The sequence below is a fragment of the Reichenbachiella faecimaris genome (assembly GCF_900176375.1).
GTDB classification, from domain to species: Bacteria; Bacteroidota; Bacteroidia; order Cytophagales; family Cyclobacteriaceae; genus Reichenbachiella; species Reichenbachiella faecimaris.
This window is the reverse complement of record NZ_FWYF01000004.1, coordinates 147,285-172,865: the sequence shown is the minus strand read 5'-3', so window position 1 is coordinate 172,865 and position 25,581 is coordinate 147,285. Positions and strand designations below refer to the sequence as shown.

The 25,581-nt window shown below is 39.0% G+C and carries 22 protein-coding genes; 17 read left to right on the top strand and 5 right to left on the bottom strand.

The annotated features are described in order from the left end of the window. The first annotated feature begins 22 nt into the window (after positions 1–22). The 11 genes from B9A58_RS17480 (at position 23) to B9A58_RS17430 (ending at position 15,221) form a co-directional block, all read left to right on the top strand. Positions 23–1,540: a sodium/pantothenate symporter gene (locus B9A58_RS17480; RefSeq protein ID WP_084374180.1), complete on the top strand. Its 1,518-nt coding sequence runs from the start codon at positions 23–25 to the stop codon at positions 1,538–1,540. Beyond that, complete coding sequence (locus tag B9A58_RS17475) at positions 1,533–3,005, top strand: class I adenylate-forming enzyme family protein (RefSeq protein ID WP_084374179.1); 1,473 nt, start codon at positions 1,533–1,535, stop codon at positions 3,003–3,005. Before B9A58_RS17480 ends, B9A58_RS17475 begins: the two co-directional genes overlap by 8 nt. A gap of 3 nt (positions 3,006–3,008) precedes the next feature. Continuing rightward, positions 3,009–3,956 carry an alpha/beta fold hydrolase gene (locus tag B9A58_RS17470; protein WP_245827106.1) on the top strand — a complete coding sequence of 316 codons (948 nt, stop codon included), beginning with the start codon at positions 3,009–3,011 and terminating at the stop codon, positions 3,954–3,956. Between the two features lie 9 nt (positions 3,957–3,965). Further along, a complete protein-coding gene (locus B9A58_RS17465; protein ID WP_084374177.1) occupies positions 3,966–5,396 on the top strand; it encodes a tetratricopeptide repeat protein in 1,431 nt (476 codons plus the stop codon). 293 nt (positions 5,397–5,689) lie between these two features. After that, positions 5,690–8,122 (top strand): TonB-dependent receptor, encoded by a 2,433-nt coding sequence (locus B9A58_RS17460; protein WP_084374417.1) that lies wholly within the window; start codon positions 5,690–5,692, stop codon positions 8,120–8,122. A 167-nt stretch (positions 8,123–8,289) separates the two neighbouring features. Further along, positions 8,290–8,850 (top strand): hypothetical protein, encoded by a 561-nt coding sequence (locus B9A58_RS17455; RefSeq protein ID WP_176214829.1) that lies wholly within the window; start codon positions 8,290–8,292, stop codon positions 8,848–8,850. Beyond that, positions 8,847–9,938: a serine hydrolase domain-containing protein gene (locus B9A58_RS17450; RefSeq protein WP_084374175.1), complete on the top strand. Its 1,092-nt coding sequence runs from the start codon at positions 8,847–8,849 to the stop codon at positions 9,936–9,938. The genes B9A58_RS17455 and B9A58_RS17450 overlap by 4 nt, the downstream gene beginning before the upstream one ends. Positions 9,939–10,003: 65 nt before the next feature. Then, positions 10,004–10,585 (top strand): RNA polymerase sigma-70 factor, encoded by a 582-nt coding sequence (locus B9A58_RS17445; protein WP_084374174.1) that lies wholly within the window; start codon positions 10,004–10,006, stop codon positions 10,583–10,585. Between the two features lie 55 nt (positions 10,586–10,640). Next, the gene (locus tag B9A58_RS17440; RefSeq protein ID WP_084374173.1) at positions 10,641–11,594 is read left to right on the top strand and encodes a FecR family protein; all 954 of its coding nucleotides are present in this window, start codon (positions 10,641–10,643) and stop codon (positions 11,592–11,594) included. A 133-nt stretch (positions 11,595–11,727) separates the two neighbouring features. After that, positions 11,728–14,379: a TonB-dependent receptor gene (locus B9A58_RS17435; protein WP_084374172.1), complete on the top strand. Its 2,652-nt coding sequence runs from the start codon at positions 11,728–11,730 to the stop codon at positions 14,377–14,379. Continuing rightward, positions 14,376–15,221 (top strand): DUF4249 domain-containing protein, encoded by an 846-nt coding sequence (locus tag B9A58_RS17430; protein WP_084374171.1) that lies wholly within the window; start codon positions 14,376–14,378, stop codon positions 15,219–15,221. Before B9A58_RS17435 ends, B9A58_RS17430 begins: the two co-directional genes overlap by 4 nt. Before the next feature lies 1 nt (position 15,222). On the opposite strand, the gene B9A58_RS20555 is transcribed toward B9A58_RS17430, so the two are convergent. Next, positions 15,223–15,561: a hypothetical protein gene (locus B9A58_RS20555; RefSeq protein WP_084374170.1), complete on the bottom strand. Its 339-nt coding sequence runs from the start codon at positions 15,559–15,561 to the stop codon at positions 15,223–15,225. A 259-nt stretch (positions 15,562–15,820) separates the two neighbouring features. Here B9A58_RS20555 and B9A58_RS17420 point away from each other — a divergent pair, with 259 nt between their 5' ends. The 6 genes from B9A58_RS17420 (at position 15,821) to trmB (ending at position 21,019) form a co-directional block, all read left to right on the top strand. Then, a complete protein-coding gene (locus B9A58_RS17420) occupies positions 15,821–17,128 on the top strand; it encodes an SPOR domain-containing protein (RefSeq protein ID WP_084374169.1) in 1,308 nt (435 codons plus the stop codon). 82 nt (positions 17,129–17,210) lie between these two features. Further along, positions 17,211–17,897 (top strand): MotA/TolQ/ExbB proton channel family protein, encoded by a 687-nt coding sequence (locus B9A58_RS17415; RefSeq protein WP_084374168.1) that lies wholly within the window; start codon positions 17,211–17,213, stop codon positions 17,895–17,897. Continuing rightward, a complete protein-coding gene (locus B9A58_RS17410) occupies positions 17,897–18,286 on the top strand; it encodes an ExbD/TolR family protein (RefSeq protein WP_084374167.1) in 390 nt (129 codons plus the stop codon). Before B9A58_RS17415 ends, B9A58_RS17410 begins: the two co-directional genes overlap by 1 nt. 2 nt (positions 18,287–18,288) lie before the next feature. After that, positions 18,289–19,122, top strand: a complete 834-nt coding sequence (locus B9A58_RS17405; protein WP_139793963.1) for a hypothetical protein — start codon at positions 18,289–18,291, stop codon at positions 19,120–19,122. A 1-nt stretch (position 19,123) separates the two neighbouring features. Beyond that, positions 19,124–20,356: a bifunctional folylpolyglutamate synthase/dihydrofolate synthase gene (locus B9A58_RS17400; protein ID WP_317042078.1), complete on the top strand. Its 1,233-nt coding sequence runs from the start codon at positions 19,124–19,126 to the stop codon at positions 20,354–20,356. Further along, a complete protein-coding gene (gene trmB / locus B9A58_RS17395; protein WP_084374165.1) occupies positions 20,357–21,019 on the top strand; it encodes a tRNA (guanosine(46)-N7)-methyltransferase TrmB in 663 nt (220 codons plus the stop codon). It abuts the gene before it with no gap. Here trmB and B9A58_RS17390 read toward each other — a convergent pair whose 3' ends face one another. The 4 genes from B9A58_RS17390 to B9A58_RS17370 all read right to left on the bottom strand — a co-directional run bounded on the left by B9A58_RS17390 (position 21,020) and on the right by B9A58_RS17370 (position 25,580). Then, positions 21,020–21,925: a hypothetical protein gene (locus tag B9A58_RS17390; RefSeq protein ID WP_084374164.1), complete on the bottom strand. Its 906-nt coding sequence runs from the start codon at positions 21,923–21,925 to the stop codon at positions 21,020–21,022. It lies immediately after the preceding gene. Then, complete coding sequence (locus B9A58_RS17385) at positions 21,922–22,494, bottom strand: RNA polymerase sigma factor (protein WP_245827105.1); 573 nt, start codon at positions 22,492–22,494, stop codon at positions 21,922–21,924. The genes B9A58_RS17390 and B9A58_RS17385 overlap by 4 nt, the downstream gene beginning before the upstream one ends. A gap of 139 nt (positions 22,495–22,633) precedes the next feature. Next, a complete protein-coding gene (locus B9A58_RS17380) occupies positions 22,634–23,608 on the bottom strand; it encodes a calcium/sodium antiporter (protein ID WP_084374163.1) in 975 nt (324 codons plus the stop codon). A 241-nt stretch (positions 23,609–23,849) separates the two neighbouring features. Beyond that, positions 23,850–25,580: a phospho-sugar mutase gene (locus B9A58_RS17370; RefSeq protein WP_084374414.1), complete on the bottom strand. Its 1,731-nt coding sequence runs from the start codon at positions 25,578–25,580 to the stop codon at positions 23,850–23,852. Between the last annotated feature and the right edge of the window lies 1 nt (position 25,581).

Below are 25,581 nucleotides of genomic sequence, written 5' to 3'. Positions count from 1 at the left end.
TTTTAGGTTTAAAGATCAAGCAATGAATAACCTCGCTACCCCTGAGCAGATAACAGCCACTTGGATAGTGATCATACTTTATATGATCGCTATTCTTTTTTTCGTAATTCGCGGCGCGCTTAAGATTAAAAGCATGTCTGACTATGCAGTAGGCAATATCACTTTTTCGCCTACTGCAGTGGGTTTGGCATTGGCAGCTTCCATGACTAGTGCTGCCACTTTTATTATCAATCCAGGCTTTATTGCTCTGTATGGTTTGAGTGGTGTTTTATCTTTCGGGATTGTGATGCCCTTGGCCATTTTTGGCTCTTTGATTCTTATGACCAAAGGCTTCAGGAAATACGGAGCCAATGTCAACGCCTTGACCATGGCGCAATGGATGGGTAAGATGTACAATAGCAAGGCGTATGCACTGTTTTTTGCATTTGTATCCCTGTTACTGATCACCTTCATTGTATTGATTTGCGTGGGGCTTACTCAAGTTCTGTCTAATTCATTAAATGCCGATCCGGTTTTGGTATTGGCGAGTGTGATCATATTTGTGTTTGGCTATATGATGTTTGGAGGAGCCAATTCTATGGTTTATACCAATTCCATCCAGGCCGTGTTGATGTTCGTGGTGGCGATTATTCTCTTGTCTTCGGGCACCTCATATTTTGAAGATGGGGTTTCAGGCTTTATGGGTCAATTAAAATCCATTGGGCCAAATTTTTCGAATTGGACAGATCCAGATAGTCTATTCTTTAGAGATTTTTTTGAAATCATCTTTTGCCAAACAGTCATTGGCATTGCGATCGTATGCCAACCTCATGTCATCACTAAGTCGCTCTTACTAAAAAATGAAAAGGACGTGAATCGCTATTTGATAGTTGGGATATTGGTATTGGTGGTTTTCTTTCAGGTCGTATTTGTAGGCCTGTTTGCTCGATTATATTTCCCTGACCTGACGGTCAATGGTTCTACCATCCCAATGGACAGTATAGTCTCTACTTATGTAGTGAGTCGCTTTCCTGTTTATATTGGAATTTTAGTCATTTTAGGATTGATATCAGCAGGCCTTTCCACTTTAGAAGGATTGATTCAATCGCTCAGCTCGTCACTCACAGGAGATCTTTTTAATCCGCTATTTGGAAAGTACTTCTATAAGGAAGATAAGAGAGATAAACAGGAAATCTTGGTGAATAAACTGATGATTGTCTTTCTGGCAATTGTCAGTTTTGTTTTGTCCTACCAGCAATTGCTTTCCCCCAATCTGAGTGTGGGGATTTTTGCTCAAAACGGTGTTTACGCTTATTTTTCTGCGGCTTTTGTCCCCGTACTTTTTGGAATGTTCGTCAAAGAAGTTCAGTTAAAAGCTGTATTTTCAGCTTCTATAACCGCATTGGTTGTTCATTTTGGTGTGTATTATGGCCGATTCTTACCGTATATGAAAGAGACCGTAAACAATCCAGGAATAGCCAGCACGATTGCTATTTTGTCTTCTCTGGTTGTAGGTTTCGTATTACATTATTACACAAAACAAAAGAGCCAAAATGTATAAGAAAGATTGGATATCGAAATGGGCCATATATTCTCCTGATAAGGTCGCTATTTCAGAGTATGAAACCAATCGAACGATTACTTACCAGCAACTGAATCTTCGGGCCAATTACTTGTCAAACAAGCTCGTTTCAGATGGCTTTAAAACTGGCGATAGACTTATGGTCATTGCAGAGCATTGCATTGAGTATGTGGCGCTATTTGCTATGGCTCAGAAGACTGGGATTACTTTGGTGCCTGTCAATTACCGCCTTTCTTCTTCTGAAATTGAATACCTAATTTCAAATTCAAAACCTACTTGTATCATTGCGGAAAGAAAGTTTGAACACTTGATTGCTGAGCAGGCAAAGGTAGAAGTGATTTGGATGGAAGACCTTACCCAGGAGCTTGCCATAGCTAATGAAACTCAATTTTCAGCTTTGGATTTTGACGAAAATCATCCCTTGTTTATCCTTTATACTTCAGGGACTACAGGTTTTCCGAAAGGGGCAATTTACTCGCACAAAATGCTCTTTTGGAATAGCGTCAATACCTCTCAGAGTCTGGAGATCGTACCTTCAGATCACACCATTTCTTGCATGCCAGCATTCCACACAGGAGGCTGGAATGTGCTATTGACACCCCTTTTGCACAGAGGTGCTTCTGTGGGGATCATGAAAAAATTTGAGGCTGATCAGCTTTTACAATGGCTTGAAAAGGAAAAAAGTCAGCTTTTCATGGGCGTGCCGACCATGCTCAAAATGATGGCAGAATCCGAACAATTCAAAGCAGCTGATTTGAGCCAGATGCGATATTTTATCGTAGGAGGTGAGGCTTTACCATTGAGTGTTATCAACACTTGGCATAACAAAGGAGTGAAAATCAGACAAGGATACGGGCTGACGGAAGTGGGCCCTAATCTAACCTCCTTGCACCAGGATCATGCGGAGCGTAAAATAGGATCTATTGGTTTGCCAAATTTTTATACTGAGATCAAGTTAATGACACCAAATGGTGAGGAAGTTAAGGCCAATGAAATAGGCGAGCTTTGTTTGGCCGGGCCACTAGTTACACCAGGCTACTGGAATAATGAGAAAGCTACAAAAGAAGCCATACAAGACGGTTGGTTTCATACTGGAGATTTGGCTAAAATGGACGAGGAAGGGTTTCTATATATTGTAGATCGAATCAAATGCATGTTTATCTCAGGAGGTGAAAATGTATATCCAGCTGAGGTGGAAAGAGTGCTCAGACAAATGCCAGAAATAGACGAAGCAGCTGTAGTGGGCGTAGAGGATACCCAGTGGGGAGAGGTGGGGAAAGCCTATCTCACAGCCACCAATGAAAGATTGCCATCTACAGATTTGATTGCTTCACATTGTGCTAAATATTTGGCGAAATTCAAAGTCCCAAAATACATCGTTTGGCTCAAGGAGATGCCAAAAAATGACAGTGGCAAAATTGACAGGAAAAAGCTAAAAGCATAAATTATGAGACTACCAGCAACTTTACTTATATTGATAATAGTCATGACAGGAAACGCCACATTTGCTCAGTCACCTACAAAAGTTAGTGATGCAATTGCCGAATATAAATATCCAGTAAAATATGTGGAGGTGGATGGTAATACTCAGATTGCTTATGTGGATGAAGGTGAAGGGGTACAAACGCTACTGTTCATTCATGGGTTGGCCACTTATCTACCGTCATGGTACAAGAATATTGACGCACTAAAGTCCGAGTATAGATGCGTAGCTATTGACTTACCAGGATATGGCAGGTCTACCAAAGGAAATACTTCGAACAAGATGAGTGATTATGCTGACGTGGTATTGAAAGTCATAGACCAATTGGAATTGAACAATGTAGTCCTTGTAGGTCACAGTATGGGTGGACAAGTCGCCGGTACTACTGTATTGAAAAGCCCAGATCAATTTGAAAAATTAATCCTACTGGCTCCAGCTGGATTTGAAACATTCAAGTCTGAGCAGGCGGCTTGGTTAAAAACTGTTTTTACAGTTGAGTCTGTAGAGGAGGCGACAGAAGAACAGATCAGGGCCAATTGGGCATTGAATTTTTATAACCTGCCGGCTGATGTAGAGTTTATGATTCAGGATCGCTTGAAAATGATGGAGGCAGAAGATTTTAATGACTATTGTAAGTCTGTAGTGGGAGGGATGAATGGGATGTTGGACGAACCTATTTTTGATCAATTGAAAAACATCAAACAAACGACTTTGGTAGTCTATGGAGCCAATGATGGATTGATCCCCAATCAATACCTAAACCCTGGGCTAACTATTCAAATGGTAGGAGAAAATGGGGCAGGTCAAATACCAAAGGCTACGCTGAAATTTATCCCTGAGTGCGGTCACTTCATCTCATTTGATAAACCAGAAGAAATTAACGAAATTCTCATTGAATTTCTGTCCAATTAAATCATTGCCTTGAAGGTAAAGCTTAAAAAATTCACCGCCTTTGCATCTGATGTTTTGCCCCATGAGGCAGACTATCTAGTCAATATTCAGCAGTTTGACGATGATCAAAAGCTGAGTATATTGAAAAAAATTCAGGTAAATGCGCACAACCGAGGTAGCAAAGAGCCCTTCAATACTTTTATAGATAAGCGCAAGTACTCAGGCATGATGCGATGGGTGCAAGAAAAGCTGGATGCCATAGATGTAGACAAGTTTTTTGAGTGGATCAATGAGATGGATCGCAAGGTGATTACTGATGCAATTACACCCCAGGAAGAGAAACTATTACTGAGGCGTATCAAAAACTATCAGCACCCCATTCACAACTTTATGAAATTCTTCGAAATGGTGCTCAATTACCGCCATTTTTTATTGATCAGATTGAGATATGAAGCCTATGAGATGGTAAATAAGTTCATTGCCAAGTATCAATCGACTTATGATGAATCTAAGGCTGTCAATAAAAAACTTCATGAGGCTACTGTTCATATTATTGACCAGTTCAATCATAAAATAGAGGATACTAGTGAATGGGAAGATTGGATGTTGGATTTGTTTGACAATGATCAATTGGATGGATTCAATAGATATATGGCAGTCATTCGTTTAACTTTTTTGTATTTCAACAGCAGAGAGTTTGATAAGCTCAAAGAAGTGTATGATAAACTAGACAAGCTTTTGGTAGAGGGTAAGTTTTATACCCGAAGGATATTGTACAACTACTACGCCAATCGTCTGATGCTACACTCCAAGTTTGATGTATTACAACAGGCAGAGGAGTACGGTTATTTATCCATTCGACAGAAAAATTCTGATCACGTCCAGTACCTGAGTAATTTCAGTTCTATTCTGATCAGGCAGGGAAAAATAGAAGAAGCATTAAACCTCTTAAAAGAGTCTTTTTCTGAAATCAGAAATATTGATAATTTCTATCATAAAATTGGATTCGTATCTTTCTACATCAAGTGCCTCAACCTGAATAACCAGCCGGAGCGAGGAGAACTGATGGCTGATTCCTTTTTACGTATTCATAAGAACGACATATTGACTCAGCGTTGGTATTCTTTTTTTACTGGTTATGTTCAGGGACTGATCAGGCAGAAGAAATACGAAAAAGTGCTCCAAATTTTCAAGAGGTATGAGTTGCTGAAAAAAGATCAGCAGGATCAAAAGAAAGATATCTACCTGCCCACCATCAAATGGTATTATGAAATAGCACAATTGAAAACTGGGAAAATCAATGCAGAGACTATGTTGGACTCAATTGTGAGTTTGTCCAGAGAGCATTTCACAGATCCACACAAATCTTTTATTCTCAATCAGGTACTCACTGAGTTAGAAAATTACATTCCTCGTACCGTTACACTGGCTAAGTCTGAGCTCCACGGTCAGACGAAATAAGTACTCAATTTCTTATTTGTTTTCATAGTCGAGCAGACTTTATTTAGTCAGCTTTACTACCATTGTAGTCAATCCAAAAATCTGCTGAATTGTCATGAAACAAAGTCGCACCTACAAATAATCAATTTAACTGATTGATAATCAGTGGTATATATTAATATATTGCATGATTATGTCCTAAAGTCAAGGATTTCGGATTTAGTCAACCTCCCTAAACCGAGAGAGGCATTCTCTAAGTTTAAAGAATTAGCTGAAAAAGTAGGCTAATGCTGATACAACTAAAAAACAAAACAATGAATAGAACTTTTACGACAATGATCGTGGGCCTTCTTTTTGTTTGCTTTCAATCGGTAGGACAACACTCAATCACTGGCCAAATTATGGATGGTGGTTCTGATGAACCGCTGATTGGAGCAAATGTAAGACTCATGGAAACCAATGAGGGAACCATCACTGCGGCAGATGGTACATTTACTTTAGACAATATAGCAGATGGAGATTATAAGTTGCTGATCTCTTATGTAGGATACAAGGATCAAAATATCAATGTTACCGTCAATGGGGGTAATCAGAGTATAGGAGCCGTTAGCCTGAAGGAGTCTTTATTTCTGAGTGATCAGGTCGTGATCTCAGGGACACGGATGGCCGAAAAGCTAACTGAATCACCAGCTACCATTGGTGTGATCACTTCAAAGCAAATTGAGGAATTACCATCATTCAATCCCGGAGAATTACTGGCTAGAGTCAAGGGAGTGGATTTTGTGCGATCTGGTGTGGTAGGTACTGGAGTCAATATTCGTGGATTCAATAGCAATTTTAACTCTAAAAACCTCCAGGTAGCCGATGGACGAATGGCCAATTTGATCGCTACAGGATTGCCATTGGGGCCATTAAATACACAAATCAAAGAAGATATAGAACGGGTAGAAGTGATCTTAGGGCCTAATTCGGCACTTTATGGGCCAAATGCACACAATGGTTTAGTGCATATCATTTCCAAAGATCCAAGAACGTCAGAAGGAACTACGATTGCTGTAGGTGCTGGAAATCAAAATTTGTTTTCCGTGAGAGCCAGACACGCACAAGTAGTAAATGATAAGTTTAGCTTTAAACTTACTGCTGAGCACACGCAAGGAGAAGAATTCTCGTTTGCGGACTCCGTTTATATTGATCGTGACGGAGTGCCAGGGAACGAAGGCTATGAAGAATTTGAGTTAGATAATGATTTTAGTTTCAATAGAGTAGAGGGTGCGTTATACTTTAGTCCTAATGCAGGATCTGATATTATTCTTTCCTCAGGATATTCTAATAGTACGTATCTAGCTCCAACTAATGTGGGTAGAAATCAAATCAAGGATTGGAATATCTTCTTCACTCATTTGAGATATACATCTGAAAATTGGTTTGCTCAAGTCTACTATACTTCTAGTAAAACAGATAGTACTTATGCTATTGACGAGAGAACGAAGCAATATTACAGAGGAGTTGATTCGGGAATGACACATGATGAAGCCAAAGGAGATTTTTCTTATGGTAGTGGAGCTATTTTTCAGGATGATTCCAAACGTATCAATGGCGAAATACAGTACAACAACACTTTTGGTGATGTGGAAATAGCCACTGGTATCCAGTACCAACAGGATATGGCTGATAGTAAAAACACTTATTTATTGGATGATTCGGATGATTTGAATGTCTATCAGATGGGGTGGTATGGTCAGGTACAATATAAGTTTGCTGATTCCTGGAAAGCTGTAGCTGCATTCAGAGCTGATAACCATGAAATATACGATTTCAATTTTGTTCCAAAGTTTGGAGTGGTAAAAACAGTTGGTCAAGGAGCTTTTAGGTTCACTTATGGGCAAGGAATTGCAGCGCCAACCATTCTCAACATGTATGGAGATTTGTTTAGCGGCTTGATTTTAGGAAATGCGCAAGGTTTCACTTTAGCAGATGGAACTAAAGTGGAGAAACAAAAAGTTGAGAAAATCCAAACTTTTGAAGTTGGATATAAAGGCCAACTATTGCCAAATAAATTATTCTTAGATGCAAATGCATATTATAACATCTCTAAGGATTTTTTGAGCCCTGTTACCGTAGTGGGAGTGACTACCGAAAGAGGCAACACTCCAATTGATCAAGTTCAATCGGGGTATGGAATCTATGGTGGCTTGGTTGCTACTTATATCAATTTTGGCAAAGTCAATACCTATGGAGCTGATTTTGGCATCAGCTATTACCTCACTGACAACTTGAGTGCAGATTTGAACTATTCCTATTTCAACTATTCTGTGGATGAGAACGATGTGGAGAATGATTTTAATGGAGATGGAGAGGTTAATGATCTGGATATTTTGGTGAACTCACCAAAGAATAAAATGAGCCTTGGTCTGAACTATAGCTCAGATAAGTGGTTTGGGACAGTATTTATGAGATGGGTACAAGCGTATAATTATTATTCAAGTTATCAAATAGCTTCTGAAACTAAGCCAGGGTGGACTTACAGAGGAACACCTATTGTAGAAAATGCCAGAAGTACTGATACGTGGAATTATGGACCATTGGGCGGTTTTGTCAATGTTGATATTGGTCTGGGATATAACATCACAGATTATATGACACTATCAGGCCAGGTGACCAACCTTTTTGATTCAGAAATCAGAGAATTCACGGCCTCCCCATTTATTGGAAGACTGTATAGCGCAGAATTAAAATTTAAGTTTTAGGTAATAACTTTATTTGAGAACTGAGAGGCTCACCTTATGGTGAGCCTTTTTTTGTTCAAATTACTTTATATTTCAATAGGCAATTAATCAAGCTTAGTTGTTTAAATCCATAAATGATACCCATGAAGGTTTATCAGCTTATTTTTTTATTAGTTCTAATTTTTGTGATGGACAGGAGTGCACTTGCTCAAATAGATTCATTGCATAAAGAAAAGCTACGTAAGCCACTCAAAATAGGAGGGTACATAGCAGGAGTATTTGAGCGAGCGCCCGTGTCACCAGGCCAAACTAATAGCTTTGGGCTGCAGACAGCTGTAATACTTAAGAAACACTTGCAATTGGGTTTTTATGGAATGAGCTATACAAACAACAGTTATCGTGAGCAGCTGATATTTCCGAATACATTTCAGATGAACTATAAGCACGCAGGTGTGCTGTTGGGTTATCGAATCCATTTGGATACCAAAGTAGCGTTTAATGTAGAATCAAAATTGGGGCTAGGGGAAGTGAAATGGATTCAACTCGAAAGAGGTAGCCCATTCCTTGCCAATAAGTTTCAAATGATCCACTTACAGGCAAGTATAGATTACCTAATAACTAACTTCCTCGTGATTAATGCTTTTATTGGGCATCGTTGGATGAATGGATTGGATATCACTGGATTGAATAATGACGATTTTAAGGGGTGGTATTTTGGAATGGCTCTAAAAGTTGGAAAGTTCAAATGAAGCAAAGTATTATCATAGTGATCTTAATTGGACTTGGAACAATGGGTTGTTTCTACAACGAACCCGTGCCATCTGATCAGAATGTTTGGCCAGTTGCCATGCCCTCAGATTTTGGAATGAATGAGGAACTGCTTCTCACTATGGATTCAGTAATTTCTATAAGCCCCAATAGTGGCATATCTTCAATTGTCATTGTGAAAGAAGGGCATTTAGTATTCGAAAAGTATTATAATGGCACTGATAGACGATCATTATTTGGATTGAGTGGTATAAGTAGTTCCTTGGTCAATGCGGCATTGGGTAGGGCTATTGATCTGGGGTTGATTGCTTCAGTAGATGATTCTTTATTCAAGTATATCCCTGAGTATGCGCAGGAATTTGAAGATTCCCCAATCAAAAAGAACATTACGTTCGAGCATCTGATGGCCATGAAAAGTGGACTAAGTTGGAGAGAGTTCTCTGGAGGCTTTGATGACCTGTTGAGTGATACTGATTATATAATTCAAAGTGAGGATTGGGTGGAATATCTACTGTCTAAACCACTAGAGGCTCTGCCAGGTACAAGGTATTCTTTCAATAGCGCAATGGCTATGCTGATAGCTGCGGCTATAGAAAATGTATATGGAGACAGTTTTAAAAACTTCATGGTAAAGGAGGCATTAAATACCATAGATGTCAAAGACGTAGAGATAGAGAGAATAGGTGATAATGAAAATGTCGCATGGGGTATCTCTATGACTACTTTGGATTTGACAAAAATTGGGTACCTCTATTTAGAAAAGGGTGATTGGTTTGGAAGGCAAGTTCTTGATCAAAATTACGTAGAGTCCTCGTCCGCGATTCAGACACATGTAGATTTCAATAACGATTTTGGATGGATGTGGTGGCGTTATGCTGAAGATAATTTTTTTCTATCTTTTTTATCTGAGAACGATACCTTTTTCGCGGGAGGGATAGGCAATGAAAGGCTGTATATTGTCCCTCATCTTGAGCTTGTAGTTGCAGTCACTGGTGTCCAGATAGAAGGCAATTTTTCACTTTCTGCACCCTTGGTCTTCAGAGATTATATCCTTGGCTCTTTACGATAGCCTCATCAGTTATTGTAGGGTTTAGTATTTCTACTACATTTGCCCAAAATACCTAAACAAGTGAAGTGCATATATCTGACGAAGACGAATTAATCCAGCGCCTGTCCAACCATGACAGGGGTGCTTTTGAGCAAATTTTCAGGACCTACTATTCCGATCTATGCAAGTTTTGTGCGAAATACGTACGAGACGAGCAGGTGGCTGAAGAGGTAGTGCAAGAAGTCTTTATCAATATTTGGGAACGTCGAGCCAATCTTACCATTACGTCATCTATCAAGTCCTATTTGTTTACTGCTATTCGAAACAGATCTTTCAATTACCTGAAACTTCAATTGCCAAAGGAACAAAAGAAAGTGGATTTGGATGGGCTGGGTTTTATAGAAGAGGACAGTCGCGAACAGGAGATGATTATGGACGAACTCAGGGAGTATGTCCATAGTGCGATAGAGTCACTTCCGAACAAGTGCAGGATTATATTTAATCTTAGTAGAAATGCAGGAATGACGTATAGAGAAATTGCCGAGGAACTAGATATATCCGTGAAAACTGTGGAAAATCAAATAGGCCTGGCCTTGAAAAAACTAAGGGAAAATCTCAACCCAATTTGGGATAAAATAATGTTGCTTCTTTTGATGAATATTTTTTGATTTTTTATGGGGGGAAGAAATGATTTGTTTGACATATCATTGAACGACGACTAAAATGCAAGAATTGGAATTTAAAATATTGGCCTATATAAAAGGTGAGCTCAGTGAAAACGAGCAACTTCAGGTGGAGCAATGGGTGGCTCAATCTGATGCAAACCAACAGGTATTCAATGAGATCGAGAAGATTTACCTCTCGTCAGAACTCAACACATCAAACTTTACTCCTGACGTAGATAGCGCTTGGAATACAGTTATTTCGGCAATTGATCAATCAAATACTTCTGGAAAATCAATGCTTTATCGAATAGCAGTTATGATCACCTTAGTTGTTGGATTGGGCTTGATTGCTTTTCAATACCAGAATCAAGACGATTTACACGTAGCACGCACCTCAGATAATGAGATTAAAAAAATTGAGTTGGCCGACGGCACTGTTGTTTGGTTGAATGAAAACTCTGTTTTTTCTTACCCTCAGAAATTAAGTGGGGATGAAAGAGTAGTTGAACTTGTAGGGCAAGCATATTTTGAGGTTGCCAAAGACCCACAACGACCCTTCAGAATTTTGGGAGAACAGACTGCTGTGGAGGTTTTAGGAACGTCATTTGATTTTATATCAAGAACCAATTATTCTAATATCAATGTGACTAGCGGAATTGTTGCCTTTGAACTTATTGACAATGACGAGATAAAAGTTGTACTGGAAAAAGGTACACAGGCTACTTACAAGTCTAATCAATTGATTAAAAATGAAGGATTTGATGAAAATGCCTCTTCGTGGATGACGAAGGATTTTGTTTTCAAAAGTTCTCCATTGTCTGTAGTAGTTGAAAAATTGAGCCAACACTTTGATGTTAAAATCAAGGTGGACGACGCTATAAAAAACTGTTTGATTACGTCTTCTTTTGAGAATAAGGAACTAGATGAAATTCTGGATACCTTAGAGGCTATTGCCAATATTAAAAATGAGAAAAAAGGCAAAACGATCAAATTAACAGGCCCAGGCTGTTAATAAAGATACTCGAATTACAAAGGACCAACCCTTCCCGATACCTATCGAGAAGGGTTTTTTTATTCAATCTATACTTCCCTTAAAACGCAATGTCTAAATTTGACGTAGAATTGCACATATCTAATAGGAAAGCTTGGATTACGTCATTGTAAGAAAATATTTATTTTCCTTGTTGGCATTACTGATATTCTTATCAGAACTGACCGCTCAGGACACTGTACTGGATAGGAAGGTAATCCTATATAAAAAGAAGTATAAAACGCAGGATTTGCTAGAGTCTCTCCTTCCTCAGCAAGGTGTGAGCGTGGCCTATCACGATAATATCATCCCACTTAAAAAAGAGATTACGTTTGGTAACCTGAAGGAAACAGACGTCAAAGACATTCTGTCTCGCATTTGCAAAAATGAAAACCTGGACTATGCTTACTTAAATGGGCAATTGATGATCAGGTATTATGACCGTCCTGAAAGTGAGTACAGATATTCAATAAGTGGTCTGGTAGAAGACGCTTCTTCTGGCGAAGCGCTCATTGGAGCGACGGTTTACATCCAAAATATTGAAACTGGATTGGCTACTAACGGGTATGGTTTCTACGCTTTTACTTTACCCAAAGGAAAATACAATTTACTGGTTTCCTTCATAGGGTACCATACCCTGACCTATTCTATAGAGTTAAATAAAGACTTTCAGTTCAATTTTCAATTGATTGAAAATTCTGTCAAGTTGGACAATGTCGTGATAGAGGAGCAAGAACTTTTTGATATCAAAGCTCAAAATGTCTTACTAAGCTCGAATAAATTGGATATGGAAATGGCAAGCCAGATCCCACACATTGCGGAAGTGGATGTGTTTCAGAGTTCATTATTGCTGCCTGGTATTTCAAATGTTGGTGAGGGTGTGTCTGGTGTGAATGTAAGAGGGAGTAATTCTGATGCCAACCTGATCATGCTAGACGAAGCAGTTATCTATAATTCTAATCATTTTTTTGGGTTAGTATCTGTATTTAACCCTGATGCAGTGAAAGATGTGGAGATATTAAAAGGAGACCTGCCAGCCAAATATGGTGGGAGAACTTCGTCAGTCATGCACATCAGACAAAAAGAAGGAAATGAAAATGAATTTCATCTATCTGGGGGGCTAGGACTTATCACCAGCAGAATTATGTTCGAGGGTCCCATCATGAAAGGCAATGCCAATTATTTGCTATCCGCGAGAAGTACCTTTTGGGATTTGATTCTACGAAATAGCAGAAGCCCAACATTGGCAAATAGCCGAGTGAGCTTTCAAGACATTAATACTAAGATCAAATTCAATTTGAACAATAAGAATAAAATATACTTTTCGGGGTATTTTGGTTCAGATGCTAATCAGTTTGGAATTGATGCGCTACAGAAGTGGGGAAATAGAGTGCTCACCGTTCGCTGGAATAAGATTCACAGATCGAAACACTTTATGAATCTCACGACTTACTTTAGTCAATACGAATACCGAGTAATAGAAGAGAGTGAATCTGCTGATTTTGTTGGAACATCCAGAGTTACTGATTTGGTGACAAAATTTGATATGGCTTCCTATTATAGTCCCAAAAACATTTTTGAGTATGGCGGTGAACTTATTGGCCATTTTATGAATCCAGGAGAGCGCGTGCCAGGCCCTGGTTCTTCAGAAAACGCAATCAAAATCAAGGACGAATTGGGTATTGAGCCATCCGTGTATTTGTCAAATGAAAGACATTTTGGAGATTTGTCTGTTTCACTAGGTGCTCGATTATCTGGATTCATAAACACTGGAAGATCAGATGTCTATGTTTATGAAAAGGGAAAAGTGAAATCACATGGTACAAGAGTGGATACCATACAGGCTGGAGACAAAGACGCAAAGACCTTTTATTACAACTTCTTACCTAGGCTCTCTGCAAAATATCAGATTAATCCTAACATGTCTGTAAAAATGGGTCACTTCGCATCAGTTCAGTATATGCATTTGTTGTCCAATACATTGTCTCCTTCTTCTTCAGACCTGTGGCAAATTAGTGGGCAGTATTTACTGCCTACTACACTTCATCAAACTACCATTGGCTTGTATCAATATGTGAAAAGGTTTGATATGGACATGTCTTTGGAGTTTTACTACAGAAAAATACAGCAGGTAGTGGATTACAAAAGTGGCGCAGACCTTTTATTTAATGAATCAGTGGAAACAGAAATTTTAAATGGAAATGAAAGAGCATTTGGAATGGAAGTTTATTTGAAGAAAAAGTTTGGTAAGCTCACTGGTTGGTTGGGTTATACCTTGTCTAGGTCAGAAAGACAGGTGAATGGGGATTTAGAAGAAGAAAAAATAAACGGAGGGTCATATTTCCCAACTAATTATGATCGTACACATGATATAGCCATTACTGGTATCTATCAGCTGACACCTTATTTTTCATTGTCCTCTAGCTTTGTATACTATACAGGTAAGCCATTTTCATTTCCATCTTCAAAATACGAGATAGATGGATTGCAGGTGCCTCATTATCCAAATAGGAATCAAGACCGACTATCCGATTATCATCGTTTAGATATTGCTGCCACACTTAATTTGAAGAAAGTAAGGAAGAATGGAAAGGAGAGACGTGCAGAAAGTAGTTGGGTCTTTTCTGTTTACAATGTATACGCCAGGAGAAATGCCCAAGCTTATTATTTCCGTGAGAGCGAAAGCCAGCCAGGGGTTTCTGTGGTAGAGAAGCTTTCAGTTCTCGGAACTATGATCCCGTCTGTCACTTATAATTTTAAGTTTTGAAGAAGTTCAGTCGCCATATCACTTTGATTATAACAGGAGTGCTCTTGTCGTGTATAGATCCCATAAATCTAGATCTGGATACTGGAAAAACGAATCTGGTGGTTTTTGGCTGGATTACAAATGAGAGCAAATCCTATGAGATTAAGCTTTCTAGAAGCAATGGATATTCTGACCAATCTGGTTTTCCAGCTATTTCTGGAGCACAGGTCTATGTTTCAGATTACCTGAATAATAGATATGATTTTGAAGAGGTAGGAAGTACAGGCAGTTATCTCTCTGATCCATCCTCATTTGTGGGGGTGCCAGGATACTTTTATCAACTGACAATTATAGATGGTGAACAGACCTATATTTCTGCTATGGAAGAAATGCCCCATTTGGGAATTGCAGAAGATGCTTTTGTAAACTTTATTGCTGACCCTTCAGAGTTCGAGATAGATAGTAATGACGAGAATTTTTTTATTACTGCTTTTATCAATGATGATCCTAGTATGGAAAACTACTATCGCTGGAAGGTTTATGTGAATGACGAGCTACGAAACCAGCCAGAAGAGTTAGTTCTTTTTGATGATCGATTTACCAATGGCAACAAGTTTAGGTTTGATGCTGCAAATGTTTTGTTTACCGAATTTGATGTGGCTTATTTTCAACACATGTCAATGTCTAAGTCTGCCTTTGATTATTACAATGATCTAAAGGCACAAACAAGCAATTCAACACTGAGTCCAAGAACACAACCCGGAGTAATCATCGGCAATATGTCTAATCTAAATGATCCAGAGGAACTGGTGCTGGGCTATTTTGGGGCTTCTGAAGTAGAATTGGTGAATGTTGAAGATTGAGTCAATCCAAAATTAAAACCTCATTGACATAGTCTAAGGCACTGAATCTTACTCGTAGGCTTCTGCTTCTAGTAAGACTGTCTTCACAAGATAGCTTATAGCTGAAAAATTTCTGACCTCTCGTGTACAGAAGGGTCTTTTCAGGATGTCCCAAATAGATCATGAGCTCGGTTTCATTCATTCCGATAAATTTATCAAATTCACCTTCCATAGCTTGGATAACGCTATTTCTATAGTCTCTACAGGTAGTTGAATCTGATATCCAGGCCTCTGTAGTAAATGAATCAAAGCTGACTGTTTTTGACTGGCAACTAATTACAACTAAGCTAATGACAAGCACAGAGAAACGCTTAACAAAATTTGAAAATGGATGCGGTTGGAGACGTTGGTCAAAAAGCCCGATTGATGAGGCTGGTGAAAATGATTTATGAAGAGTCGGCATTTCAGATATATTGGATTAAAGTAATATTTTGAATGAATTATTGATAATTTTATAGGAAAATACAAAGGACACCATAAAGTTGTTATTTCAAAATAATTCTATACATTTAAGGTGTGATTTAATAAGTTTATATTAATAATAAGGTAATTGCTTAGATATGGCCGACGATAAACTCAACGAAGGTTCGGAAGAAGAAAACAAGTCAAATCAGTCAGACGAGGATTTTGGTTTACCAGATTTGGAGTTTGATGAATTGCAGGAATTAGATTTTAATTTGGATGACTCTGACGAAGAGGAAACCCAAAACGAAGAAACAACACTTCCCGAGCCGGAAGGCATTGATATGAGCGTCTTGGATGAAATCGACGTTCCTGAATCTTCAGAAGAGTCTGATGGTTTACAGCCTGGAGATTTGGATCCGCCAGAAGGTTCCGTTCTAGACGAAGGGATTGATGAAGTTGAGGATGTACTTGATAGTGCCCAATTGATTTCCGACAGACTGGGAGATGATGATGAGGAAGACCCATTGTCACCAGACTTCAGTGCAGATATAAATTATGACGACCTGATGGGAGAAAGCAGCGATAGCCTTGCTGAAGATGAGTCTTCATCTATTGAAGACTTGGGGCTTGATCTGTCCTCTGATCACAGTGACGATAACGACGACTTGCTCGCAAATATTGATAGCCCTGATCAGTTAGCCGCTTTGGGTATTCTGGATGAAGAAGATGAATCTTCTGATGCCGGTACGGAAAGTGGATCAGACGATGATTTTGGCGCTGATAGTGGAGGTTCTTCTCTTTTTGCAGCAGATTCTGCAGATGATGATGGATCTATATTTGCTACAGATAGCATGTCTTTCGAGGATGAAAAGCCTGACTTTGAAGAATCTGACACTCCATCTCTACCGCCTAATTACAAGCCGTATTCTTATGAAGAATCCTCTGGGGGCTTTGCTAAGGTCATCATTATTGGTGTTTTAATTATTTCCGTTATTGGTGGCGCCTTTTACTACTTTTCTTTGAGTGATGGACCTAAGGAAGTGGCAAAGAAAGAGGTGCCAAGGAAACGAGTGAAGAAACCTGCAGCTAAGAAACCAGAAGCTAAGCAAGAGGCAAGTGCAGATAACGTCGAGCAGAAGCCTGCTCCAATTGAGAAGAAGCCTGCCATAACTCAAACAAAACCAAAAGCTGCTATGGCACAGCCAGGAGAGATTGTTAGAGTGACTGAAAGAAGCTCAAGATCCTATGTGATCATTGGTAGTTTTATAGATGAAGATTTAGCCATGGATTATGCTACCAAGCTGAGCGGGCAAGGTAGTGGAGTGAAAATCATCCATCCTTACGGCAAATCTAAGCGCTTCAGAGTGTCGATTGCTGACTATTCAAGTTATGGAGATGCTGCCAGCCAGCTCAATAGCTTCAAAGGTCAGTATGGAGATGAGGTCTGGGCACTACAATATTGATTTAGGAAAACTAAGTTGTTATAAAATTGTGTTAAAAATATAAAAAGGTCATTTTGGCCTTTTTTTTGTTTATAAGGAAATTATGCAAATACTAAATATAATTTTGGCTTCTTTAGCACAAGAGGTACCTGTAGAAGAAGTGATTGAGCAAGTGTCTGTGTTAGATTTGCTGTTTAAAGGTGGCTATATGATGGTGCCTATTTTATTATTGTCGCTCGTAGGTATTTATGTTTTTGTCGAAAGATTGCTTACTATAAAAGATGCTGCAAAAACACCTGAGGCTTTTATGTCAAGCATCAAGCAAATGGTGCTACAGGGCAATATATCAGAAGCAGTAAAGCTCTGCCAGTCAACTGCAACACCTATTGCCCGAATGGTTGAGAAAGGAATTGCTAGAATAGGAAGCCCCCTTAAAAGCATTGAAGCCTCAATTGAGAATGTAGGAAAAATAGAAATATATAAACTGGAGAAAAATCTAAGTCTATTGGCCACTATATCTGGTGCTGCTCCTATGATTGGCTTCCTGGGGACTGTTACAGGTATGATTCAGGCGTTTATTTCCATTGCTCAAGAAGAAGGGGCTGTAAGTCCTAAATTGCTTTCAAGCGGTATTTATGAGGCTATGATTACGACAGCTGCAGGTTTGTTTGTGGGTATTTTAACTTATCTGGCTTACAATTATTTGGTGACTAGGGTAGGTAAACTCATTCATGGCATGGAGTACACTTCAATTGATTTTATTGATCTTTTACAAGAGCCCCAGAAATAATGAATTTAGGTTCGAAACAAAAAATACAAGTTTCATTTTCGATGTCGTCAATGACAGATGTGATTTTCCTGTTGTTGATATTCTTCATGTTAACCTCTTCCTTTATTACTCCATCTGGTCTGCCAGTAAACTTGCCTACAAGTAAGAGTTCTAACATTGTGATGCAAAAAATCAGTGTCACTATTACGCCTGATTTAAAATATTTCGTTAATGATAAAGAGGTCTCTTTGAGCAGATTGGAAAATGCATTGCAATCTGAGCTAAAGGATAAGGAAGGTGTAGTTGTATTGCATTGTGACAAGTCTGTACCTGTTGAACACCTTGTGAACGTAGCGAGTATTGCTACCAAGCTAGAAGCAAAAATATCATTGGCGACAAAACCTGATTGATTTTGGATAAGCAGGAAAAAAAAAATAGAGCAATAAGTGCCTATGTCTCCATTGGGATACATGCGATACTTTTTGTGTTCTTTTTTGTCATGTTAGCTTGGACAGAGCCAGATCCACCAATTCCAGAATATGGTATTGAATTTAATTTGGGGAACAGTATTGTAAGCGAAAATCAAAGTGAGGAGTCTGTACGTGAAGAGGTAATAGATGAGGTAGAAGAAGTTACTGAAGAAAGTATTGAAGAATCTGAAGAAACTCAACCATCTGAACAAACGGCTGCAGAAGAAGTAGAAGGCAACAATGATGAGACGGTCGAAAGTGAAGCTGGAAAATCTGTCTCTGAAGATATCAATAGTCCAGATGTGGTGGAAAAGACCACTGAAGCAGAAGAAGCCAAAACCCAAGAAGTGAAAGAAACGGATATGGGCAGTGATGCTCAGACTGTGGATGCGAAGGAAAAAACAGAGGAAGAAGAGGTGGAAAAGAAAAAAGTTGAAGAACCTAAAATAGATGATCGCGCGATTTTCAAGAAAACAGATAATGGTTCTGGTACTGGCAACAAAGGGTCAAGTTTGGACTTAGCAGGCTGGGATTGGGATTTTAAACCCCGGCCAAATGATAAATCTGCTGAAAACGGGATTATTGTATTTCAAATCATTATTGATGAGGAGGGTGAGATCATTGGAATCAAAACGCTTGAGAAAACGGTATCTCCAGTAGTTGAAAAAGTGTATAGGGATGCCGTCATGGAATTGACATTTAGCAAAACGGCTGGCAACAGATCTGCTGCTGCTACCTCTACAGGTAAAATAACCTTTATTATCCAATCCAAATAAGATGATGAATTATCAGGAAGTCCTGGACTTCTTGTACACTCAGCTGCCCATGTATCAGCGAGTAGGCAAGGTGGCTTTCAAAAAGGATTTGACCAATACCTTGCGATTATCAGACAGACTGGATAATCCCCACAAAAAATTCAAAAGCATCCATATTGCTGGTACCAATGGCAAGGGCTCAACTTCGCATATGTTGGCCTCTGTCCTACAATCTGCTGGCTACAAGGTGGGATTGTATACTTCTCCTCATTTAAGGTCTTTCAAAGAGCGAATTCGTGTGAATGGGCAAGAGGTGAAAGAGTCATTTGTATCTGATTTTGTAAATAACCACAAAGAGTCAATTGAAGAAATAGCACCTTCTTTTTTTGAAATTACTGTGGTCATGGCTTTTGAATATTTTGCAAAGGAACGAGTTGATATAGCAGTTATAGAGACCGGGCTGGGAGGACGATTGGATTCGACCAATATCATTAGGCCAGAGCTGTCTGTGATTACCTCTATAAGCTTGGATCATCAAGATATGCTTGGGAATACTTTGTCTGATATAGCCAGAGAGAAGGCCGGAATTATCAAACAGCATGTCCCAATTGTAGTGGGTAAGCTGCCTTTTGAGGCGCTGAAGGAAATTAGAATAGTGGCCAAGGAGAAACGAGCCTTTCTGAGTGAGCCTGGCCTTAAAAAAGAACATAGCCTTCAATTAATTTCAGATCTGTCACCAGAAGTATTGAGGCTCAATCTGGATACAGTAGTAAGGGCAGTTGGTTTATTAAACGAAAATGGAATAGCTATTTCAGAGTCAAACTTTAGGGATGGCATTAAGCATGTGGTTTCAAAAACAGGGTTGAAAGGTCGCTGGCAGACATTGAGGGACTCACCTTTGACTATTTGTGATGTAGGACATAATGAGGAAGCTGTGTCTTGGCTGATGCACCAGATTAGACAGATTCAGTACAACAAACTTCACATGGTATGGGGTGCCGTATCGGATAAATCAGTCGAAAAGATATTTCCACTACTAATTAAGGATTGTGAGTATTATTTTTGTGCCGCAAATGTTCCTCGGGCAATGAAAGTAGAAAAATTGACTAGTACTGCAAAGGAATTTGGACTTTCTGGAAAAGCATATCATTCAGTTGATAACGCCTATCAAACTGCTTTGAAAGAGGCAAGTGATGGTGATTTAATATTTATAGGAGGGAGCACATTTGTAGTAGCGGAATTAAAAGACTTATAAGTGGGAAGAAAAAAACTTGAACGCTTTCAGGATAATGCTGAGCGATACAATGTGGTACAGGATGGAAAACCAAACTTTGGAAAATTGATTGGTAAGTGGCGAGAAGAGCATTTCAAAAATGAACAAAACCTAGTGGTTGAGCTGGGATGCGGTCGAGGGGAATATACAGTTGGCTTGGGTGAGAAAAAACCTGATACCAATTTTGTGGGTGTAGATATTAAGGGTTCCAGAATCTGGGTAGGCAGTTCGTATGCCGTTAAAAATAACCTAGATAATGTGGCCTTTTTAAGAACTCAAATAGAGCTTTTAGATCAGCATTTTGGAGAAAATGAAATAGATGAAATATGGGTCACCTTTCCAGACCCCAGACCTAAAGACAAGGACGAAAAAAAGAGATTGACTGCTCCCAGGCACATGGAGGTTTACAAACGATTGCTTAAAAAGGATGGTTGGGTCAAGTTTAAAACGGACAACACCTTTTTGTTCGATTATACCTTAGAATTGTTTGAGGAAGGTCAGGTGAAAGTAAAAAATTTGGTACACACCCACGATTTATACAATTCTGAATTCATGGACGAGCATTTTGGGGTGAAGACTAAATACGAAAAATTATTCTTCGATAAAGGGGAAGATATCAAGTACATGAAATTTCAATTTGCCTGATTATCCCAGTATCAGAGAGATGCTAGGGTAGGCTGATTTTAGATTATCCGTGAAAATCACTTCTGGTCCTATTTTAATATGCTTGTTGATATTTCTGAAAAGAGAGACCTTTACAGTTGTATCCTGATACAAGTAACCATCAGGATTTAATAAGTAACCTGCACGTGTTGTCCATCCTTTGTTTGTCTTCTTGTTGAGTGAAGTGAATTCCAAATTCACAAAAGTGTGGGGGTGTATCTTCTTATCTCCCTCTTCAGTCGTTCTGAAATTGACTTGAGAGGATAGCCCAAGCTTGTATATATCCCTTCTTTTGGCTGTGTAATTTTCTGCAATTTTAAAATCAATACCAATTTCTGGTGTAACACCTTCTGAACTAAAATTTGCTTTGGCGAAGACTGATACAAAAGGGTTGGAGAGGGGATAAAGTTCAAGTTTTCGTTTGTCTTTTTTTTCTGCTAAAAGAACAGTTTTAGGACGAATTTTTGTTTGATTCTTCTCGACAGATGGCTTGAGGGTTGTTTCTAATGCCTGAGACTGAGGCTCAATTTTCTCAATAACCACACTGGATTTGATAGGAACAGCAGAAAGTTGTACGGTTTCCTTGTCAACGACTTGGATTTCAGTTAGCGGCTTCTGTGGTTGGTTATCTTGATTTGTCCAATCAAAAAGTTCAATTTTAGCGGCAACAAGTAGTGAAAAGGATGCCGCCATGGCAAACCCCCAAGTCACAAATCTTTTATCCACATTCCCCAGGCGGGCAGCTAGTTTTTTCCAGGTACTTGCAGCGTCAAAACCTAATAGAGGCTTTTCTTCCAAAGCTGAAACCGCTTTTTTAGTTAGCTGATCTGTTGCAGATTCATTGGAATCTTTGTTCGTACCGTTTTTGTGATTTCCATTGATTTTCATAGCGCACCTATTTGTGTTAATGATTTGGATAAAGAAGCTCTTGCTTTGCTCAATTGTGACTTAGAAGTGTTTTCACTGATATTGAGCTTTTCCCCAATCTCTCTATGTGAATACCCCTCTATTACATACATATTGAACACTGTTCTGTAGCCGTTAGGAAGTTCTTGAATGATATTGACAATAGTCTCTTCCATCAGTTGAGATTCGGCAGTTTCATGGTCAGACGCCAAATGATGGACTTTCTCGATTTCAACCTGATCCATTTTCCTCTTTCTCAACAACATCAATGATTCATTCACCATGATTCTTTTAATCCAGCCTTCCAAACTGCCTTTGCCACGATATTCAAAGGTGTCAATCTTTGAAAAGACTTTCATAAATCCATCAATCATAGCATCCTCAGCTTCCATCTCGTCATTCAAATATCGAACACAGGTTCGCATCATCTTGTTCGCGTACTTATTGTACAACGCTTTTTGAGCCAATTCATCCTTGGCCTTACACAAGTCTGTCAGTTGACTGTCGTCCAAAATTTGATCTTGATTAGAGATGTATCCTTGGTTATTCAATGCTTGTTAATTAAAAAAGGTTGCTTTTGCAGAAATGCAAACGCAAAATATGCCTTAAACAAACATCGAGCCGTTAATGGATAGTTAAAAGGTGTTAAGATCTGTTAACACTTGGGAAAAGAAAATGTTGGGTGGTCTTTTAAAGACGATTCATATATAAGAAAACACAATAAGCAGCAAATCCAACCAAGTAGAGCGCTCCTTCAGCTCTGTCAAGTTTATATTTCTGTAGTGTGAACATGAAAATGAACAACATGAATGTTCCTATCATCACAATATACAAATCGAGATTTAGGTCAACGTCAAAAGCGATTGGAGCATTCAGCGTAGCTGTGGCACCAAGTACCAGCAATAGATTGAAAATGTTAGAACCAACAATGTTGCCCACAGCCAAGTCAGATTTTTTATGAAATGCAGCTACAGCAGTAGTTGCCAATTCTGGTAATGAAGTACCTGCCGCCAAAATTGTTAAGCCAATTACTTTTTGGCTAATATTAAAATGCTCTGCAATTATGATGGCATTGTCAACAATAACTTGTCCACCTATGGCCAATCCGGCAATACCAAAGACAATCATCAATGTGGTCTTCAAACTGCCATACATTTCGATCTCATCCATATCTCCACCAAGGTCGCCAGTTCGTCTCATGTTCTGGAAAACGTAGGCAAGGAACGCTATAAACATGCCTAAGAGAATTACTCCATCAACGAAGCTCATTGAATTATCTTCAGCACCAAAAATGAGCTGGTCATTGACCAATACGAAAAGCACTACAGTAGCGAGCAATGAATAGGGAACTTCTTTCCAAAGCGCATTTTTCTGAACAGTAAGCGGATAAATTACAGCTGCAATACCAAGAATCAAGAACATGTTGAAGATGTTCGATCCAATAATATTTCCAAATACAATGTCGTCATTCTCTCCTGATGCACCTGATATGATGTTCACCACCAATTCTGGTGCTGATGTACCCATGGCGACTACAGTAAGACCAATAGCAATGTCAGAGACATTATATCTCTTGGCAAGAGAAGAAGCTCCATTCACTAAAAAATCGGCTCCCTTGATTAGCATAATGAAACCGACAATGATGAGCAAAAAGGGCACTACCATATTTGAATTAATTTATGTTCAGGTGGTAAAAATATTAGAATTGAAATATAAATATATTAAGAATATTTTAATCGTTTTTTCGATGAATAAAGATCAGCGAAATGACATTCTTATTTATTTCTCGTTTTCAAGGCTAATATTCACTATTACTGTGCAATATATTCAAAACATTTTTTTTCATGAATAATCGCAGGTAGTAAAATTGAAATTTGGCATAAATATCAGAAAATGAGTCTGTTGGTTATGCTAAATTAAGTTCTTCTTTAATTTTTTCTATTTTAATTAGAAGCCCTTTTTTCTCGTCTTCAAAACTCCTGTCCGAATCAGAATCAGACCTCACACTCATATAGAATTTTATCTTTGGTTCTGTGCCCGAAGGACGCATAGAAATTTTTGAACCATCTTTAGTAATAAACTGCAATACATTTGACTCAGGAAAGTCGATTTTTTTAGTTTGCCCAGTGAGTAAATTTTTTGATGTTGAGTTCTGATAATCAATCAGCCATTCAATTTCAGAATTCGCCAATGAGGCAGGCGTATTCGTTCTAAATTGACGCATCATCTCTTGAATCTCTTCAGCTCCAGATTTACCTTTTTTGGTCAATGAAACGAGATCTTCCTGATACATGCCAAATTGAGAGTATACCTCTTCTAATAAATCTCCGAGCGATTTGCCATTGTCTTTTGCCCAGGCAGCCATCTCTGCAATCATGACACATGACGCCACTGCATCTTTGTCACGGACAAAATCACCAATCAGATAGCCATAGCTTTCCTCACCACCACCAATGAATGTCTTTTGATCTTCCAGTTGTTTGATCAGGCCTGCAATGTGTTTAAATCCTGTAAGTGTATCAAAACACGCTACACCAAAATGTCTGGCTATATCCGCGATCAATTCTGTAGTAACTACAGTTTTAACCACATATTGATTTCCATCCAGCTTGTTGTTTTCTTTCCATTTCAGGCAGAGATAGTAAATCAATAGGGAGCCTGTCTGGTTTCCATTGAGCAATTCGAAATCACCAGTCTCAGTTTTGATTGCTATGCCCACGCGGTCAGCATCAGGATCAGTGGCCAATACTAAATCTGCACTGATTTGTTTAGCCTTGTCAAGTGCCAGTGTTAAAGCTTCTTTTTCTTCGGGATTTGGATAAACTACTGTTGGGAAATTGCCATCTGGTATAGCTTGTTCCTCTATGATTGTCACATTGGAGAATCCAAATTGCTCCAATGCTTGTGGTACAAGTGTGATGCCAGTGCCATGGATGGGAGAGAAGACGATGGATAAATCCGACTGATTTTTGATGGCCTCGGGTGAGAGGCTCAATTTGGACATCTCAGCCAAGTATTGATCATCAATGTCTTTACCAATGGATTGAATCAAATTCGTGTTTGCAGAAAACTTGATTTGATCAAAATTTGTAATCTTTCTTACCTCTTCAATGATTTTGGTATCATGAGGAGCAATGATTTGTGCTCCGTCTTCCCAGTAAACCTTGTACCCATTGTATTCTTTTGGATTATGAGAAGCAGTGACTACTATTCCGCTTTTACATCCCAATGCCCTAATGGCAAATGATAATTCTGGCGTAGGGCGAAGCTTTTCAAAGAGGAAGACTTTGATCCCGTTGGCTGATAGGATATCCGCCACGATTTGAGCAAAAAAGTCACTGTTATTTCTGCTGTCATGAGCGATAGCAACGGAAGCCTCCTCATTTGGGAATTGAAGATTGATGTAGTTCGCAAGACCCTGTGTGGCACTGCCCACAGTATATTTATTCATACGGTTGGAGCCAAGCCCCATAATGCCACGTAGCCCCCCAGTGCCGAATTCCAATTCCTTATAAAAGGAATCTACTAGTTCAGTTTCATTTCCACTGGCGATCAACTCTTTTAATGCCGCTTTGTCAGCTTCATCTATGTTGCTATTCAGCCAAGTGTCAATAGTGGTTTTGATATTTTCTTCCATG